The following is a 16,478-nucleotide window of genomic DNA, read 5'->3' on the forward strand; positions in this document are numbered from 1 at the left end:
GAAGAGGGTCTTGATCAGGTATAGGGCTGCCGCGCTTCTCACTCGAAAGAGTGGCGGGGCGACAGGGGCGTGGACCACGTAGGCTCGTGCCCAAGGAGAAGTACGTAAAGGAGCTGATCGTGATCCCCGGTGGTGGCCAGCCCAACATGCAGCAGTTGCTCCAGCAGGCCCAGAAGATGCAGCAGGATCTCCAGCGGGCGCAGGAGGAACTGGCGAACACGGAGGTCGACGGGCAGGCGGGCGGCGGCCTGGTGAGGGCCACCGTGACCGGCGCCGGCGAACTGCGCGCGCTGAAGATCGACCCGAAGGCGGTCGACCCGGAGGACACCGACACCCTCGCCGACCTGATCGTGGCGGCCGTACAGGCGGCGAACGAGAACGCCCAGACGCTCCAGCAGCAGAAGCTCGGCCCGCTGGCGCAGGGCCTCGGCGGCGGCACAGGCATCCCCGGTCTGCCGTTCTGAGGCCGGGCCAACTACGGTACGTACCGAAAGGTCTCCAGGAAGGGCAGTCCGGTGTACGAAGGCGTGGTCCAGGACCTCATCGACGAGCTGGGGCGGCTGCCCGGCGTCGGTCCCAAGAGCGCGCAGCGGATCGCCTTCCACATCCTGCAGGCCGAGCCGGCGGACGTGAAGCGGCTCGCGCAGGCGCTCCTGGAGGTCAAGGCGAAGGTCCGCTTCTGCGCGACCTGCGGCAACGTGGCACAGGAGGAGCTGTGCAACATCTGCCGTGACCCGCGTCGGGATCCCTCCGTCATCTGTGTGGTGGAGGAGCCCAAGGACGTCGTCGCCATCGAACGCACCCGTGAGTTCCGCGGCCGCTACCACGTGCTCGGCGGCGCCATCAGCCCGATCGAGGGTGTGGGGCCCGACGACCTGCGTATACGAGAACTTCTCGCGCGGTTGGCCGACGGGACGGTCACGGAGCTGATCCTGGCGACGGACCCGAATCTGGAGGGCGAGGCCACGGCCACCTACCTCGCCCGGATGATCAAACCCATGGGCCTGAAGGTCACCCGCCTGGCCAGCGGCCTCCCGGTGGGTGGCGACCTGGAATACGCGGACGAGGTCACCCTCGGCCGCGCCTTCGAGGGGAGACGACTCCTAGATGTCTGACGCCACACTGCACGCGACCGGTCATGACCCGGACGATTTCGCGGTCCAGATCGCGGACCAGATCGAGAGCTTCCTGGTGGCCGTCACGGAGGTGGCGAGGGGCGACGAGCCCGGCTCGACCGTGCCCTTCCTCCTCCTGGAGGTCTCCCAGCTGCTGCTGGCCGGCGGCCGTCTGGGCGCCCACGAGGACCTCGTCCCCGAGGAGCGCTACGAGCCCGACCTGGGACCGGAGCCGGACGTGGACGAACTCCGCGAGAACCTGGGCCGCCTGCTGGAGCCGGTCGACGTCTACTCCGAGGTCTTCGACCCGTACGAGCCCCGCAAGGCCCCGGTGCCGGCCCGGATCTCCGACGACCTCGCCGACGTCATCACCGACCTGCGCCACGGCATGGCCCACTTCCGCGCGGGCCGCATCACGGAGGCGCTGTGGTGGTGGCAGTTCTCCTACTTCTCCAACTGGGGCCCCACCGCGTCCGCCGTCCTGCGCGCCCTGCAGTCGGTCCTCATCCACGTGCGCCTCAACCAGCCCCTGGAAGAACTGGACGGCCTCGACACCGACCAGTCCGACATGGGCGACGACACCCTGGAGTTCGAGGCGGGCCGGGTCATGGCGCAGGAGATCGGCGGACCGCTGGGGATCCGGCAGGGGCGGTGACCGCGAGCAGCGCCGCCGCGTCGACGTACGGCGCGGTCGGCGTCGGTTCGCTGTACCAGCGCAGCGGCCAGGTGTCGCCGTCCAGCGCCGGAACGCCGACATAGGTGACGGTGGTGCGGTCCGCGCGCCGGCCGAAGTGCTGTACGCCTAGCGGCCATTCGTAGCGGTGTACGACCCCGGGCGGCAGCAGGAAGTACACCCACCGCTTCCCGCCGCCGCCCTCGCACACGATCGGCCCCGCGTCCCCGTCGCCCCGCTCGATCAGCCAGTCGGCGACGGCCTCGCCCCATCTCCCCTCGATCCGCACGGCGTCGAAGTGCACGCCGGCCACGCGCAGCCGGTGCCCACGGAGGGGGACCCAGGCGGGCCGGTGAATTCCGTTCGTCATGGTCACAACGAAAACCCGGACGCGGACGCGGACTTCGCACATCCGGACGGCCGTTAACGCGATCTCGCGGTCTTCATCGACCACCTCCAAGACGGCCATGCGATGGGCTACAAGGCGATCGCTGCCGAACACCCGCGGTACGGTCAACCAGCACGAGGACGGTCGCTACCGGCACGAGGAGAAGCTGCCGTTCGGCGCCTCCGTCAAGCTCCCCGACCCCGTGAACATCACCCTGGACACCGAGCCGCTCAAGGAGTTCAGCGACTGAGCCACACCCCCCACAGCCCCTTGGCCATCGCCGTACCGCCGCCCACCAGGGCCAGCAGCAGGACGAGGTGCCGGGCCCGGTGCTCCGGGATGCGCCCGGCGATGGCGTGGCCGATCACCGCGCCGGTCGTCATCGCGGCGCAGACGGCCGCCCACTGCTCACCGGTCAGATGGGGCATGCCGTTCGCGGCGATCGAGAAGGCGTTCACGGCGGCGCCGTAGAACTGGGCGTTGGGCACGAACTCCCGCACCGTCCAACCCGCGTTGAGGGCGTACAGGGACACCGCTGGGCCGCCCACGCCCGCCGCCGCGTTCATGAAGCCGCCCAACGCCCCAGCCGTCACCGCTCCCTTGCCGCCGCGCAGGGCCGGGACCTGGGCACCGCGCAGCACGAGCAGGACGGCCGCCGTCACCAGAGCGCCCATCACCAACAGCAGGACCGGCCGGGGGAGTTGGTGGGTCATCCAGGCGCCCATCGGCACCGTGCAGGCCGCCGCCGCACACAGGGGGACCATTGCCGCGGGGCGGACCCGGCGCCAGCCGCCCGCCAGCCCCACCACACTGATCGCGCCGGCGGCGCAGTTGGCGAGCACCACCCCGTCGGCGGGGCCGAGCAGCAGCACCAGCGCCGGTACGGCGACCAGGGCGAAGCCCATGCCGGTCAGCCACTGCACGCATCCGCCGAGCAGGACGATCGCAGCGAGCAGCGTCTCCGTCATGTCGCCCCCGTACGTAGTACGCCTGTTGTTGAAAGCTAATGCAGTGGCGACTGTGACGCGAGGCACTTTCCCGCGTGGTACGGCAGCGGCTGGGCAGGTGCCGGAACGCGGACGTCCGATGACTCACCGGTCCCATGTCTCACCATGCGGGAGCAGGGTGGTGGAATTCGGGCGCTCGTTAGACTGAGCCGACACAAACGAACCGAGCGAGGAGCGCACGTGGGCCTTGTCGTGCAGAAGTACGGAGGCTCCTCCGTAGCCGATGCCGAGGGCATCAAGCGCGTCGCCAAGCGGATCGTGGAAGCGAAGAAGAACGGCAACCAGGTTGTCGTCGTCGTTTCCGCGATGGGCGACACGACGGACGAGCTGATCGATCTCGCCGAGCAGGTTTCTCCGATGCCTGCCGGGCGTGAATTCGACATGCTGCTGACCGCCGGAGAGCGGATCTCCATGGCCCTGCTGGCGATGGCGATCAAAAACCTGGGTCACGAGGCCCAGTCCTTCACGGGCAGCCAGGCAGGCGTCATCACCGACTCGGTCCACAACAAAGCGCGGATCATCGACGTCACGCCGGGCCGGATCCGGGACTCGCTGGACAAGGGCAACATCGCGATCGTCGCCGGTTTCCAGGGTGTGAGCCAGGACAAGAAGGACATCACCACGCTCGGTCGCGGTGGGTCCGACACCACGGCCGTGGCGCTCGCCGCCGCGCTCGACGCCGAGGTCTGCGAGATCTACACCGACGTCGACGGCGTGTTCACCGCCGACCCGCGTGTGGTGAAGAAGGCGAAGAAGATCGACTGGATCTCCTTCGAGGACATGCTGGAGCTCGCGGCCTCCGGCTCCAAGGTGCTGCTCCACCGCTGTGTGGAGTACGCCCGCCGCTACAACATCCCGATCCATGTCCGGTCCAGCTTCAGCGGGCTGCAGGGCACCTGGGTCAGCAGTGAGCCGATTGGGGACAAGAAGGTGGAGCAGGCCATCATCTCCGGTGTCGCGCACGACACCTCCGAGGCCAAGATCACGGTCGTCGGCGTGCCGGACAAGCCGGGTGAGGCTGCCGCGATCTTCCGGGCCATCGCCGATGCCGAGATCAACATCGACATGGTCGTGCAGAACGTGTCCGCCGCCTCCACCGGGCTGACGGACATCTCCTTCACGCTCCCGAAGACCGAGGGCCGCAAGGCGATCGACGCGCTGGAGAAGAGCCGGTCGGGCATCGGCTTCGACTCGCTGCGCTACGACGACCAGATCGGCAAGATCTCCCTGGTCGGCGCCGGTATGAAGACCAACCCGGGCGTCACCGCCTCTTTCTTCGAGGCGCTGAGCGACGCGGGCGTGAACATCGAGCTGATCTCGACCTCCGAGATCCGTATCTCGGTCGTCACCCGCAAGGACGATGTGCCGGAGGCCGTGCGCGCCGTGCACACCGCCTTCGGGCTCGACTCCGACACCGACGAGGCCGTCGTCTACGGCGGCACCGGCCGATGACCGTCTCCACCGCGACGTACGGAGGCGTACGACGATGACCGGCAAGCCGACGCTCGCGGTCGTGGGAGCGACCGGAGCCGTCGGCGCGGTCATGCTCCAGATCCTGTCCCAGCGCGCGGACGTCTGGGGCGAGATCCGCCTGCTCGCCTCCCCGCGCTCGGCCGGCCGCAAGCTGGCCGTGCGCGGGGAGGAGGTCGAGGTGGTGGCCCTGAGCGAGGAGGCCTTCGACGGGGTCGACATCGCCATGTTCGACGTCCCGGACGAGGTCGCCGCGCACTGGGCGCCGATCGCCGCCGCGCGCGGCGCGGTCGTCGTCGACAACTCCGCCGCCTTCCGGCTGGACCCCGAGGTGCCGCTCGTGGTGCCCGAGGTCAACCCGCACGCCGTACGGACCCGGCCGCGCGGGATCGTCGCCAACCCCAACTGCACCACCCTGACGATGATCGTCGCCCTGGGCGCGCTGCACGCCGAGTTCGGGCTGCGCGAGCTGGTGGTGTCGTCGTACCAGGCGGTGAGCGGGGCCGGGCGGGCCGGTGTGGACGCGTTGCGGGCCCAGCTGTCCCTGGTGGCCGGGACCGAGCTGGGCACCAAGCCCGGCGACGTACGGCGGGCCGTCGGGGAGGACACCGGGCCGTTCCCGGAGCCGGTGGCGCTGAACGTCGTCCCGTGGGCCGGATCGCTCAGGGAGGACGGCTGGTCGTCGGAGGAGATGAAGGTCCGCGACGAGTCCCGCAAGATCCTCGGGCTGCCGCGGCTGCCGGTCGCCGTGACCTGTGTACGCGTCCCGGTGATCACCACCCACTCCCTGACCGTGCACGCCCGCTTCCAGGGTGAGGTGACGGTCGACCGGGCCCGGGAGATCCTCGCGACCGCGCCCGGCGTGGTGCTGTGCGACGATCCGGCCGCCGGCGAGTACCCCACCCCCGCGGACGTCGTGGGCACCGACCCGACCTGGGTGGGCCGGCTGCGGCGGGCCCTCGACGACCCGACCGCGCTCGAACTCTTTGTGTGCGGAGACAATCTCCGCAAGGGGGCCGCGCTGAACACCGCGCAGATCGCGGAGCTGGTCGCGGCCGAGTGGGCCGACCGGTGAGAGCGGTCCGACAAGAGGTTTGTAGGATCTCGGTAAGAGGTGTGGCCGGGAGCATGGTCCAAACCACTTGAATCATTGCTCAAGGCAACAGAGGATTTCCCTCCCCGTCCCCGCAACCACGCGGTGGGCGGGGAGCGTCTTTGCGGTCACCCTTTCGGGCGTGGGGACGCCGTGATCGGGTGGGTGCGGGGACACCCGTCCATATCGGACATAGGGGAAGAGCGGGACGCATGACGGCACTTGAGGCACGGCCGGTTGTCGCACATGTGACGCCCGGCACGTACAACCCTGGCGGGGGCAGACGTGTCCAACTGGCGTGGCAGAGGTACTCGAAATCAGCGCGGCCCGCGGCGCGGCGGCCCTACGGCCGCCCCGTACGGCGCTCCGGCCCCGTACGCCCGGCGGCATGCCGGTGATCGCGCCCATGCCCGCAGCGCGGCCCGCCCGCATACCCAGTCAGCGTGACGGTACCGAGGAGGCCGCGACCACCGCGGCGACCGAGGCCGCCGGAACGACCGTCGACCACCTCACCGAGACCTACCGGGCGCACTACCGCTCGCTGCTCGGCCTCGCCGCGCTGCTCCTGGACGACACCGCCTCCTGCGAGGACGTGGTCCAGGAGGCCTTCATCCGCGTGCACTCGGCCCGCAAGCGCGTCCGCGACCCCGAGAAGACCCTCGCCTACCTGCGGCAGACGGTCGTCAACCTCTCCCGGTCCACGCTGCGCCGCCGCATACTCGGCCTGAAGCTCCTCTCCAAGCCGATGCCCGACATGGCGAGCGCGGAGGAGGGCGCCTACGACCAGCTGGAGCGCCGCGACCTCATCAAGGCGATGAAGGGCCTGCAGCGCCGCCAGCGCGAGGTCCTGGTCCTGCGCTACTTCGCGGACATGACCGAGGCCCAGGTCGCCGAGACCCTCGGGATCTCCCTGGGGTCGGTGAAGGCGTACGGGTCGCGGGGCATCGCCGCGCTGCGGGTGGCCATGGAGGCACCGGCATGAGCGAGCGAGCCGAAGGGGGCGATTCCGATGAACGTCATTCCCACGAACGTCACGAGCCCTTCGCCTGGCACGAGCCGACGAGGCGGGATGAGCAAGAGCACACGCAATCGCACGCTGGGAACGGAACTGTGAACCACGGCCCCGACGAGAAGGGCCCGGAGGGCCTCGACCAGGGTCCCGAGGGCCGCAAGCAGGGTTCCGGCGCCGATGCGGACGGCCTCGGGTTCGGTCTCGACGGCGTCGGCGGCCTCGGTGACGACGAGCTGGCCCTGCGCCGGATACTGCACTCCGCCGTCGACGACATCGAGCCGCGCACCGGCACGCTGGAGCGTCTGCGCCGGGCCGTGCCCGCGCGGCGGGCCCGCAAGCGGCAGGCCGTCGTGGGCATGGCCGCAGCGGCCCTGTTCATCGGTACCGCGATCCCGGCTCTCGTGCACGTCTCCGAGTCCGGCGGCACCGACCCCAACACGGCCATGGCCGGCCAGTCCTCGCAGGCCCAGGGCGGCACCGGGCAGGGCAAGGACAAGGGCGGTGACAAGGGCGGCAGCAAGGACGCCGGCAGTACGACCGTCAAGCCAGGCACGGGGCCCGGCAAGCCCGGGGAGAAGGGCAAGGGCGGCGGCAGCGGCGGCGGCTCCACCGGCGGCGCCAACCCGACCTCCACCGTCGCCTCCAGCGGCGTCCCGGCGTGTACGACGGCCCAGCTGGGCTCGGCCACCGGCACCGCCGACGCCCCCGACACCGCGGGCGTGGTCTACGGCACGTTCCGCGTCGTCAACGTCTCCGCCGCCGCCTGCACCGTCGCCGGCGCGGGCACCATCACCCCGACCGCCGTGGGCGCGGCCGATCCGACCAAGATCAGCATCGCGCGGCATGTGGCCGGGGACGCGGCCACCAGTCTGCCCGACCCCTCGCTGGAGGTGACCGGGCTGGTCCTGCAGCCGGGCGCGGCCTACGAGGAGAAGTTCGCCTTCGTACCCTCCGAGACCTGTCCCACCACCGGCGGCGGCACCAGCACCACCGGAGGCTCGGACACCGGTGGCCCGACGGCGGACCCGACGCCGACCCAGGACGCGAGTGCCACCGGCGGTTCGGCCGACGGCGGGAGCTCGGCGGGTACTACGACCCAGCTGATGACCGAGGACGGCACGGCCGACGGCAGCGTACAGATCACCCACACCGCGCAGGGGGGCTCACCTTCGGCGACGGCGACGGTGACGGGGGAGTGCGCGGGGACGGTCATCTACACCGGGGTGCTGGCGGGGGCGTAGCAGCCGGGGCGCCGGTGCTCAGCTACTGGTCACCGGCTCCGGTGTTTCCTCCGGTACCAGGCCCAGCGCGGCGTCCCGCGCGGCCTCGGCCTCTCGTCGGAGCAGCCGGAACCACATGAACACCACGAAGCCGGCGAAGACGAACCACTCCCCGGTGTAGCCGAGGTTCTGGAACGCCTTCAGGTCCAGCCCGGTGCCGTCCGGCGCCGTCGCGGGTACGGCCTTCATTCCGGCGTCGGCCTTGTCGAGGGTCACCCAGGCGTCGTACAGCTTGTACGGCACCAGGTTGACCAGCGACGCCGAGCTGATCGCCGCCGTCTGCCCGGCCGGCAGTCCGCCGGCCGCGCTGACCCCGTTGTCCCCGGGGGTCTCGGACGCCTGCAGCGCACCGGTGACGGTGACCTCACCGCTCGGCGGCGCGGGCGCCTTCGCCGGGTCCGCCTTGCCGGGCAGCCAGCCTCGTACCACCGGCAGCGCCTTGCCGGAGCCGGTGCGCAGCAGGGTGAGGACGTAGAAGCCGTTCTTGCCGTCCAGCCGGCGGTCGGGCACCAGCAGCTGTGTGCCGTAGTGTCCGCTCGCGGTGACCCGGCGGCCCGAGGTGGCCTTGTCGACGGGCAGCATCGACGCCAGCGGGCGGGCGGCCTCCTGCTTGTCCGACGCGGCCTGCTCGGTCGCGCTGCGATGCTCCTGCACCCGCCCCTCGAACCGGCTCAGCTGCCAGGACCCCATGAAGATGCAGAACGGGATGGCGAGCAGCACGAAGACGTTGATGCCCCACCAGCGGGGTGTCAGCAGAAACCGGTACACGCCCTCCACGGTACGGCGCCGCCGCCGGGCGTCCGCCCGCGGGTCAGCTCCTGCTCGCCTTGAGGGAGTAGATCAGCGGGATGCGCGGGTGGTCCGCCGGGAAGCGGTGGTAGCCGTCCTGGACCTCGAAGTTCTCGAAGCGCGGGAACAGTGACACGTCGTGCTCGTGCAGGAACTCGATCCGCAGCCCGACCGCGGCGATCGCGGAGACCACGTCGCCGAGGGTGTGCTGCCACTCCACGCTGCGGTTGTGGACGGTGACGGCGTCCGGGTCGGCGTAGGTGCCGGGCTCGTCCCACACCTGGGCGCCGCGGCGGAAGTAGTCGCGCACGATCCGCGAGCCGGTCGCGTCGTCCAGGACCTCGGTGATCGGGTGGAACTCGGCGAGGTAGAGGAAGCCGCCGGGGGCGACGAGGGAGGCGGCAGTGCGTGCCCAGCGGCGGATGTCGGGCAGCCAGCACAGCGCCCCGAGCCCGGTGTAGACGATGTCGTACGAGGCCTCGGGCACGGCGTCGGCCGCGTCGTACACGTCGCTGGTGACGAAGGCGGCACGCTCGGGGCCGTGGCCGAGGTCGGCGGCGAGGGAGCGGGCGGCCTCCACGGCCGGGGCGGAGAAGTCCAGGCCGACGACGCGGGCGGCGCCCCGGTGGACCCAGGAGAGGGTGTCGGTCCCGATGTGGCACTGCAGGTGGAGCAGCGTCCTGCCGGTGACGTCGCCGACCTCGGCCGTCTCGAAGTCGCGCAGGACGTCGGGGTGGGTGCGGAAGCCGTCGAGGTCGTAGTACTCACCGGCCACATGCACGGGGACGCGCTCATCCCACATGGCGCGGTTGTCCTCGCGCCAGCCGTCGGGGGCGGAGTGGTGGCCGACCTGCGTGCTCATGATCGGAAAGTTATCCACAGGCTGCCCACACCCGCCACCCAATTGTCGGAGCGGCCAGGCAGTATGGGCGCATGACTGGGGCGATGAGTGAGAGCAACGAGCCGGGCGCGCGCGACGCGGCCGGCATGCCGGACTGGGAGAAGCGCTTCCGGGCGCCGCGGGTGTCCCTGCCCGACTGGGCGGAGGACGCGCCGGACCGCTCCCTGTTCGTGTCGAACGCGACGGGCACGTACGAGCTGTACGCCTGGGACCGCGCGACGGGCGGCCAGCGGCAGGCGACGGACCGGCCGAACGGCACGACGGACGGCGCGCTCTCCCCGGACGGCGCCTGGATCTGGTGGTTCGACGACAAGGACGGCGACGAGTTCGGCATCTGGCGCCGCCAGCCCTTCGAGGGAGGACAGGACGAGCCGGCCGTCCCGGGCCTCGATCCGTCCTACCCGGCGGGGCTCGCCCTGTCCCGGGACGGGCGTACGGCGGTCGTCGGCCGCTCCACGGACGACGAGGGCACGACGATCCACCTCGCGCGCGAGGGCAAGGACCCGGTCGAGATCTACCGGCACCGCGAGTCGGCGGGCGTCGGCGACCTCTCGCACGACGGCTCCCTGATCGCCGTCGAGCACACCGAGCACGGCGACGCCATGCACGCCGCGCTGCGCGTGCTCCGCCCGGACGGCACGCCGGTCGCCGAGCTGGACGACACCAAGGGCGGCACCGAGGAGCTGGGCCTGGAGGTGCTGGGCTTCGCCCCGGTCGATGGCGACACCCGGCTGCTCATCGGACATCAGCGCCGGGGCCGCTGGGAGCCGCTGGTGTGGGACGTGGCGACGGGCGAGGAGACCGACCTCGCCCTGGACCTGCCGGGTGACGTCAGTGCGGAGTGGTACCCGGACGGCTCGGCCCTGCTCGTCGCCCACGGCTTCGAGGCCCGCAGCGAGCTGTTCCGCTACGACCTGGCGACCCGTGGGCTGACCCGCATCCCCACCCCGCCCGGCACGGTCTCCGGCCACACGGCACGCCCCGACGGCAGCGTGGAGTACCTGTGGTCCTCGGCCGCCGAGCCGCCCGCGGTCCGCTCGACGTCCGGCGGCATCGTCCTGGACCCTCCCGGCATGGCCTGCCCGCCGTCGGTGCCCGTGGAGGACGCGTGGGTGGAGGGCCCCGGTGGCCGCATCCACGCCCTGATCCAGAAGCCGGCGGGCGCGAGCGGCCCCCTGCCGACGGTCTTCGACCTGCACGGCGGCCCGACCTGGCACGACAGCGACTCCTTCGCCGCCGGCCCGGCCGCCTGGGTCGACCAGGGGTATGCGGTGATCCGCATCAACTACCGCGGCTCCACCGGCTACGGCCGCGCCTGGACCGACGCCCTGAAGCACCGGGTCGGCCTGATCGAGCTGGAGGACGTGGCCGCGGTCCGCGACTGGGCGGTCGCCTCGGGCCTCGCCGACCCCGCCCGGCTGATCCTCACCGGCGCCTCCTGGGGCGGCTATCTCACCCTGCTCGGCCTCGGCACCCAGCCCGAGGCGTGGACGGTGGGCATCGCGGTCGTGCCCGTCGCGGACTACGTCACCGCGTACCACGACGAGATGGAGGCCCTGAAGGCCATGGACCGCACCCTGCTGGGCGGCACCCCCGAGGAGGTCCCCGAGCGCTTCGAGGCCTCGTCCCCGCTCACGTACATCGACGCGGTCAAGGCCCCGGTCTACATCTCGGCGGGCGTCAACGATCCCCGCTGCCCGATCCGCCAGATCGACAACTACGTCAAGCGCCTGGAGACCAGAGGCGCGACCCACGAGGTGTACCGCTACGACGCCGGTCACGGCTCCCTGGTGGTGGACGAGCGGATCAAGCAGGTGAGACTGGAGACGGACTTCGCGGCCCGGCACCTGGGCGCTTCCTGAGTGACGGCACCTGGTTGCGCGTCCTGAGTCAGCGGAGCTCCGCCAGGCCTCTGCGGGTGGTGGCGACGACGACCCGGTCCCCCTTCTCCAGCACATGGTCCGGGGCCGTGTCCGTCCGCCCCTCCAGCGCCAGCACCCGCCAGGACCCGGCTTGGAAGGCGTCCCGTACGGTCCGCCCCTCCAACTGGGGATGCCCGGAGACGTCGACCGCGGCGAACAGCAGCACCCTGCGCTCCACCGCGATGGCGCCCAGCACCTGCCGCCCCAGCATCGCCCCGGCGAACGCGGGCGCGGCCAGGTGCGTGACGCTCCGGCTCCGGGTGAGGGCGTGCGGGTACGCGGCCCGCAGGGTGCGGTACACCGCGGTGGCGAAGTCGTCGTCGTACAGCCGCAGTACCACCCGCAGGTCGGGCCGTACGTTCCGGGCGTACAGCACGGCCTCCAGATTGGTGGTGTCCGCGCTGGTCACCGCGAGCAGCGCGTACGCCCGGTGGATCTTCGCGGACTCCAGCACACCTTCCTGGGTGACGTCCCCGAGCACCACCGGCACCCGCAGCCGGCGCGCGGTCGCGAGTCCGCGCGCCTCCGGGTCGGACTCGACGCACACGACGGGGATGTTCAGTTCGCGCAGCCGGGTCAGCACCCGGGTGCCGATCTTCCCCAGCCCGAGCAGCACCACATGCCCGCCGAGACCGCGCGGCGGTTTGCGCAGGGCGGAGGCGGTGCGGAAGGTGCCCAGCGCCTCCAGCACGGCCGCCAGCAGCACCGGCAGCAGCAGCAACCCGACCAGCCCGGAGAGGAGTTGGAGGATCTGCCGGCCGAGCGACGCCCCGAGGGCGGGGTCGTCGATCGCGAACAGGTCCAGCAGGGTCAGATAGAAGGCCCGCAGCGGATGGATCCCGGTGACCACCCACAGCGCGACGGCGAGCGCGACCACGCACGCGACCATGCCCGCCAGCGACCACCTGAGCCGCCGGGAGAACAGCGAGGCGAACGGCGGCACCCCGCCGCGGCCGGGGGCGGCCGACTCCCCGCCGCCCGCCGAGGAAACCTGCTCCAGTACCACGGCCGCCCGCCCGGAGGCCTGCCCTACCTCGTCGTCGTCCGGCAGCAGCCGGGGTTCCAGGTCCGCGCCGCCCTCGGGATCCGCGCCCGGCGGGGAGAGCAGGGCGAGCGTGCACAGTCCGGTGCCGGCCGCCGGCCGTTCGACGGCCCGCAGCAGCAGCCCCTCGGTCTGGACGACCTTGCTGGTGCCGGCGACCGCGGTGGCGGCCAGTGCGGGCGCGGCGGTGTCGGCGTCGGACAGCACGGTGGTGGACGCGTCGGTGCCGCCCTCGCCATTGCCGGTGGCCAACGCGGCGGCTTGGTCGAGGAGTTCCTCGATGTGCTGGCCCAACCGCCGGTTGTAGAGCCTCAGGACGAGCCGCAGCCGTGGGTTGAGCCGACGGGCGGTCAGCGCGGCCCGGATGTTGGTCTCGTCGTCTTCGAAGACGAGGGCGAGCGCGGCGGCCCGTTCCACTCCGGCCTGGGCGAGCACGGACTCGGTGATCTCGGCGGCTTCCAGCACCCGTTCGGCGTCACCACCGTTGCCGCCGGCGGTGCTACCGGCGCTGCCGGTGTTCGTGGCGGTCGCGGTCGATCCCGAGCCGGCCCTCGACCCGGAGCCGGACCCGGGTCCGTTGCCGCCGCGGCCGACCGTGGCGCTCACCACGCGGTCGAACAGCGTGGCCGAAGCGGACCGGGCCCGTCCGACCACCGGAGGCCTGGCGGTGCGCTCGTTCGGCGGTACCACAAGGGTGACCTGCTCGCCGTAGACTCCGCGCAACTCGGCGGCCAGCCGGTGCGCCAGCCCGTCGTCACCGCACACCACCATGTGCGGGGCACTGGGCCCACCTTGATACGGAACGCTCCCCACGAGGGAAAAGACTGCCCCAAGGAGAGGAGTGGTTCCAGCAACGATGTGAACACCCGGGGGACGACTCGCGTACCGAGGGGGAGGGAGCGAACCAGGACAGCCGGCCGGAGGTAACCGCACGTGGCCATCACGGAAGACGCCCCGCCCGGCGCGGAGACCGGCCCCGCCGGCGAGCCGGGCGGCGGGGAGAGCCGCAGGCTCAGCTCTCCCCTCGTGCTGACGCTGACCCTGCTCCTCGCCGTGCTCGCCCAGTCCCCGATCCGCGGGCTCCTCGGCACCCCGCTGATGCAGAGCTGGATGACGGTGTTCGTCGCGGTGACGGTCCAGGCCCTGCCCTTCCTGGTCCTCGGTGTGCTGCTGTCGGCGGCGATCGCGGTGTTCGTGCCGCCGTCCTTCTTCGCCCGCGCCCTCCCGCGCCGCCCCGCCCTGGCCGTGCCGGTCGCCGGGGTCGCGGGCGCGATCCTGCCGGGCTGCGAGTGCGCCTCGGTCCCGGTGGCCGGCGCCCTCGTCCGCAGGGGCGTCACCCCGGCGGCCGCCCTCGCCTTCCTGCTCTCCGCCCCCGCGATCAACCCGATCGTGCTGACCGCCACCGCCGTCGCCTTCCCCGGCAGGCCCGAGATGGTGCTGGCCCGGTTCCTGGCGAGCCTGCTGGTGGCGTGCGCGATGGGCTGGCTGTGGCAGCGGCTGGGCCGCACCGACTGGCTGCGCCCGCCGACCCACGGCGCGCACGAGGGCGCGACCAAGGGGGAGGCGTTCTGGAGCTCGGTACGGCACGACACCATGCACGCGGGCGGCTTCCTGGTGCTCGGCGCGATGGCCGCGGCCACGCTGAAGGCGGCGACCCCGGCGGACTGGCTGCGCACGGCGGCCGTAAACCCGGTCTTCTCGGTGCTCGCCCTGGCCGTCCTCGCCGTCCTGCTCTCCATCTGCTCGGAGGCGGACGCGTTCGTCGCGGCCTCCCTCACCCAGTTCTCCCTGACGGCCAAGCTGGTGTTCCTGGTGGTGGGCCCGATGATCGACCTCAAGCTGTTCGCGATGCAGGCCGGCACCTTCGGCCGTACCTTCGCCCTCCGCTTCGCCCCCGCCACCTTCGCGCTGGCGATCGCGGGCGCGCTCGTGACCGGGACGGTGCTGTTGTGAACCGCCAGACCCAGGCCGCCGTCATGTTCCTGCTCGGCGCCGCCCTCCTGCACGCGGGCAGCACCGACCTCTACCTCCGCTACGTCAAGGAGGGGCTGCGCCCGCTGCTGCTGGCCTCGGGCGCGGTCCTCATCGTGGCGGCGCTGGCGACGGTCTGGTACGAGCGCCGACGCGCCAGGGCCGTCGCCACCGAAACCCACGACCACCACCACCCCGAACCCCGCGTCTCCTGGGTGCTGTTGCTCCCCCTCCTCGCCCTCATCCTCATCGCCCCGCCCGCCCTCGGCTCCTACAGCGCCCTGCGCTCCGGCACGGCCCTGCAGAAGCCGTACGCCTACGGCAGGCTGCCCGCCACCGACCCGGCCCCGCTCTCCGTGATCGACTACGCCTCCCGCGCGGCCTACGGCCACGGCCGCTCCCTGCAGGGCCGTACGGTCCGCGTCACCGGGTTCCTCGCCCTGGACCACTCGGGCGCGCCGTACCTGGTCCGCATGGCCCTCAACTGCTGTGCCGCGGACGCCCAGCCGGTCAAGATCGCCCTCACCGGCGCGCTGCCCCCGGTCCTGCGCCCGGACGCCTGGCTGGAGGTGACCGGCACGTACACGCCCAGGCTCACGCGGGATCCCGTCAACAACGGCCTCATTCCTTACCTGAAGGTCACCTCGGCGAAGCCGGTTCCGGTGCCGCACGATCCGTACGACGAGACGTGGAACAACTGAGGTCGGATCACGGCAGTGCCGGTCGTCTCTTCGTTGCCGGATCCGGTACAAGACCGGTCGGCCCGGCGCGGTGACAATCCCGGGCATGAACAGCAGGATCGGTCAACTCGCGGTCTGCGCGCTGCTGCTGGTGTGCGCGGGGGTGGCCGCCTGGTTCGTGCCGGCCGTCACCGCGGACGAGCGGGCCTGGCGCGCGGCCCGGCCCTGCGCCGCCGGTGCGCGCGGGAACGACTGTCTGCGCACCCTCCCGGCCGTGATCGAGCGGACCGATCCGCGCTCGCCCAAGCAGGGCGGCCGCCTGTACTTCGCCGAGGGCCGTCCGACGCCCCGGATGAGGGTGTCGTACGACGCCGCCGAGGCCTTCGAGGCCGGTGACCGGGTGCGGCTGACCGTGTGGCGGGGGCAGGTGATGAAGGTCGCCGGGGCGCGGTACGTCTGGCACGAGCATGTGGCCACCGGCGGCAGCCAGGCGGTCGTCGCGGCCCTGTGCGTGCTGGCCACGGGCTGGCCGGGAGCCCGGCTGCTGCTGCGGGCGCGCGGGCGCCGGCTGCCCGAGGGCGAGGTCCGACCGTCGGCGCTGCCGTTCCTCGTCCCGCTCCTCGGCACGGCGGTGTGGCTCTTGCCGCTGTGCTACCGGCACCCCGTGTCCCTGTTCGGCTCGACGGCCACGATCGCCTGGTGGGCGGTGGGCGCGCTGGTCAGCGGGGTGCTGTCCGGATGGGCGTGGCGGGCGACGCGGATCCGCACGCCCGGTGAGTCCACGGCACCCGAACTCCCCGCGGACGGCGAGGTGTTCCTCTCCGCCCATTTCCTGGAGGACACCGACTACAACCCGCACGGCTTCGGTACCCACGTCGTTCTTGGCGCCGACGGACCCGCCGTGACACCGCACCCCGGGCCGGGTCGGTTCGCGGCGAAGGCGATACCGGTCAAGCGGCTCACGCTCCGCTGCGTGCGGCGGGCGCGGGGCGAGGAGGGTGACCTCGTCTCGCACAGCTGGCACATCGCCGAGCTTGACGACGCGGGCCGCTCGGTGCGGTTGGCTGCCGCGCCGGACGACCTTGCACGCATCCTTCGTGCGCTTTCAGCGGTGAGGGTCTGAGTCGATCGCCTC

The 16,478-nt window shown here is 72.0% G+C and carries 17 protein-coding genes; 12 read left to right on the forward strand and 5 right to left on the reverse strand.

From position 1 onward, the window contains the following. Nucleotides 1-119 precede the first annotated feature (119 nt). Genes AB0M27_RS23525 through AB0M27_RS23535 form a run of 3 tightly spaced genes read left to right on the forward strand, consistent with a single transcriptional unit; the run spans nt 120 to nt 1,770 of the window. A complete protein-coding gene (locus AB0M27_RS23525; protein ID WP_356301229.1) occupies nt 120-464 on the forward strand; it encodes a YbaB/EbfC family nucleoid-associated protein in 345 nt (114 codons plus the stop codon). A gap of 51 nt (nt 465-515) precedes the next feature. After that, nucleotides 516-1,115, forward strand: a complete 600-nt coding sequence (gene recR, locus AB0M27_RS23530) for a recombination mediator RecR (protein ID WP_199211360.1) — start codon at nt 516-518, stop codon at nt 1,113-1,115. Further along, nucleotides 1,108-1,770, forward strand: coding sequence for a DUF5063 domain-containing protein (locus AB0M27_RS23535; protein WP_365723836.1), 663 nt, complete (start codon nt 1,108-1,110; stop codon nt 1,768-1,770). The genes recR and AB0M27_RS23535 overlap by 8 nt, the downstream gene beginning before the upstream one ends. Here AB0M27_RS23535 and AB0M27_RS23540 read toward each other — a convergent pair. Further along, complete coding sequence (locus AB0M27_RS23540; protein WP_365723837.1) at nt 1,721-2,158, reverse strand: hypothetical protein; 438 nt, start codon at nt 2,156-2,158, stop codon at nt 1,721-1,723. The two genes, AB0M27_RS23535 and AB0M27_RS23540, sit on opposite strands and share 50 nt — an antisense overlap. 97 nt (nt 2,159-2,255) lie before the next feature. On the opposite strand from AB0M27_RS23540, the gene AB0M27_RS23545 reads away from it, so the two are divergent. After that, a complete protein-coding gene (locus AB0M27_RS23545) occupies nt 2,256-2,426 on the forward strand; it encodes a hypothetical protein (protein WP_365723838.1) in 171 nt (56 codons plus the stop codon). Here the strand turns inward: AB0M27_RS23545 and AB0M27_RS23550 are convergent. Beyond that, nucleotides 2,416-3,144, reverse strand: coding sequence for a sulfite exporter TauE/SafE family protein (locus AB0M27_RS23550; RefSeq protein ID WP_365723839.1), 729 nt, complete (start codon nt 3,142-3,144; stop codon nt 2,416-2,418). The genes AB0M27_RS23545 and AB0M27_RS23550 overlap by 11 nt on opposite strands. Before the next feature lie 219 nt (nt 3,145-3,363). Between AB0M27_RS23550 and AB0M27_RS23555 the strand changes: the two genes are divergently transcribed. The 4 genes from AB0M27_RS23555 to AB0M27_RS23570 all read left to right on the forward strand — a co-directional run bounded on the left by AB0M27_RS23555 (nt 3,364) and on the right by AB0M27_RS23570 (nt 7,999). Continuing rightward, on the forward strand, nt 3,364-4,635 hold the full coding sequence (locus AB0M27_RS23555; protein ID WP_351243754.1) for an aspartate kinase: 1,272 nt from the start codon (nt 3,364-3,366) through the stop codon (nt 4,633-4,635). 34 nt (nt 4,636-4,669) lie between these two features. Further along, nucleotides 4,670-5,728: an aspartate-semialdehyde dehydrogenase gene (locus tag AB0M27_RS23560; protein ID WP_365723840.1), complete on the forward strand. Its 1,059-nt coding sequence runs from the start codon at nt 4,670-4,672 to the stop codon at nt 5,726-5,728. 316 nt (nt 5,729-6,044) lie between these two features. After that, nucleotides 6,045-6,728 carry a SigE family RNA polymerase sigma factor gene (locus tag AB0M27_RS23565; RefSeq protein WP_365723841.1) on the forward strand — a complete coding sequence of 228 codons (684 nt, stop codon included), beginning with the start codon at nt 6,045-6,047 and terminating at the stop codon, nt 6,726-6,728. A gap of 128 nt (nt 6,729-6,856) precedes the next feature. Next, nucleotides 6,857-7,999 carry a hypothetical protein gene (locus tag AB0M27_RS23570; protein ID WP_365723842.1) on the forward strand — a complete coding sequence of 381 codons (1,143 nt, stop codon included), beginning with the start codon at nt 6,857-6,859 and terminating at the stop codon, nt 7,997-7,999. A gap of 18 nt (nt 8,000-8,017) precedes the next feature. Here AB0M27_RS23570 and AB0M27_RS23575 read toward each other — a convergent pair whose 3' ends face one another. Further along, nucleotides 8,018-8,806, reverse strand: a complete 789-nt coding sequence (locus AB0M27_RS23575; protein ID WP_365723843.1) for an SURF1 family protein — start codon at nt 8,804-8,806, stop codon at nt 8,018-8,020. Between the two features lie 43 nt (nt 8,807-8,849). Next, nucleotides 8,850-9,689 carry a methyltransferase gene (locus AB0M27_RS23580; RefSeq protein WP_365723844.1) on the reverse strand — a complete coding sequence of 280 codons (840 nt, stop codon included), beginning with the start codon at nt 9,687-9,689 and terminating at the stop codon, nt 8,850-8,852. An 83-nt stretch (nt 9,690-9,772) separates the two neighbouring features. Here AB0M27_RS23580 and AB0M27_RS23585 point away from each other — a divergent pair, with 83 nt between their 5' ends. Continuing rightward, on the forward strand, nt 9,773-11,590 hold the full coding sequence (locus tag AB0M27_RS23585) for a prolyl oligopeptidase family serine peptidase (protein WP_365723845.1): 1,818 nt from the start codon (nt 9,773-9,775) through the stop codon (nt 11,588-11,590). 28 nt (nt 11,591-11,618) lie between these two features. On the opposite strand, the gene AB0M27_RS23590 is transcribed toward AB0M27_RS23585, so the two are convergent. Further along, nucleotides 11,619-13,463, reverse strand: coding sequence for an NAD-binding protein (locus AB0M27_RS23590; RefSeq protein ID WP_365723846.1), 1,845 nt, complete (start codon nt 13,461-13,463; stop codon nt 11,619-11,621). A gap of 162 nt (nt 13,464-13,625) precedes the next feature. On the opposite strand from AB0M27_RS23590, the gene AB0M27_RS23595 reads away from it, so the two are divergent. The 3 genes from AB0M27_RS23595 (at nt 13,626) to AB0M27_RS23605 (ending at nt 16,466) form a co-directional block, all read left to right on the forward strand. Next, the gene (locus AB0M27_RS23595; RefSeq protein WP_365723847.1) at nt 13,626-14,645 is read left to right on the forward strand and encodes a permease; all 1,020 of its coding nucleotides are present in this window, start codon (nt 13,626-13,628) and stop codon (nt 14,643-14,645) included. Further along, a complete protein-coding gene (locus tag AB0M27_RS23600; RefSeq protein WP_365723848.1) occupies nt 14,642-15,364 on the forward strand; it encodes a TIGR03943 family protein in 723 nt (240 codons plus the stop codon). Before AB0M27_RS23595 ends, AB0M27_RS23600 begins: the two co-directional genes overlap by 4 nt. A gap of 85 nt (nt 15,365-15,449) precedes the next feature. Then, complete coding sequence (locus tag AB0M27_RS23605; protein ID WP_365723849.1) at nt 15,450-16,466, forward strand: hypothetical protein; 1,017 nt, start codon at nt 15,450-15,452, stop codon at nt 16,464-16,466. Nucleotides 16,467-16,478 lie beyond the last annotated feature (12 nt).

The organism is Streptomyces sp. NPDC052107 (genome assembly GCF_040680215.1).
In the GTDB taxonomy this organism is placed as follows: Bacteria; Actinomycetota; Actinomycetes; order Streptomycetales; family Streptomycetaceae; genus Streptomyces.

Coding starts and splice junctions, on each gene's coding strand:
- AB0M27_RS23535 (WP_365723836.1), top strand. CDS start 1,108: ATGTCTGACGCCACACTGCACGCGACCGGTCATGACCCGGACGATTTC.
- AB0M27_RS23540 (WP_365723837.1), bottom strand. CDS start 2,158: ATGACGAACGGAATTCACCGGCCCGCCTGGGTCCCCCTCCGTGGGCAC.
- AB0M27_RS23545 (WP_365723838.1), top strand. CDS start 2,256: ATGCGATGGGCTACAAGGCGATCGCTGCCGAACACCCGCGGTACGGTC.
- AB0M27_RS23550 (WP_365723839.1), bottom strand. CDS start 3,144: ATGACGGAGACGCTGCTCGCTGCGATCGTCCTGCTCGGCGGATGCGTG.
- AB0M27_RS23560 (WP_365723840.1), top strand. CDS start 4,670: ATGACCGGCAAGCCGACGCTCGCGGTCGTGGGAGCGACCGGAGCCGTC.
- AB0M27_RS23580 (WP_365723844.1), bottom strand. CDS start 9,689: ATGAGCACGCAGGTCGGCCACCACTCCGCCCCCGACGGCTGGCGCGAG.
- AB0M27_RS23585 (WP_365723845.1), top strand. CDS start 9,773: ATGAGTGAGAGCAACGAGCCGGGCGCGCGCGACGCGGCCGGCATGCCG.
- AB0M27_RS23590 (WP_365723846.1), bottom strand. CDS start 13,463: ATGGTGGTGTGCGGTGACGACGGGCTGGCGCACCGGCTGGCCGCCGAG.
- AB0M27_RS23605 (WP_365723849.1), top strand. CDS start 15,450: ATGAACAGCAGGATCGGTCAACTCGCGGTCTGCGCGCTGCTGCTGGTG.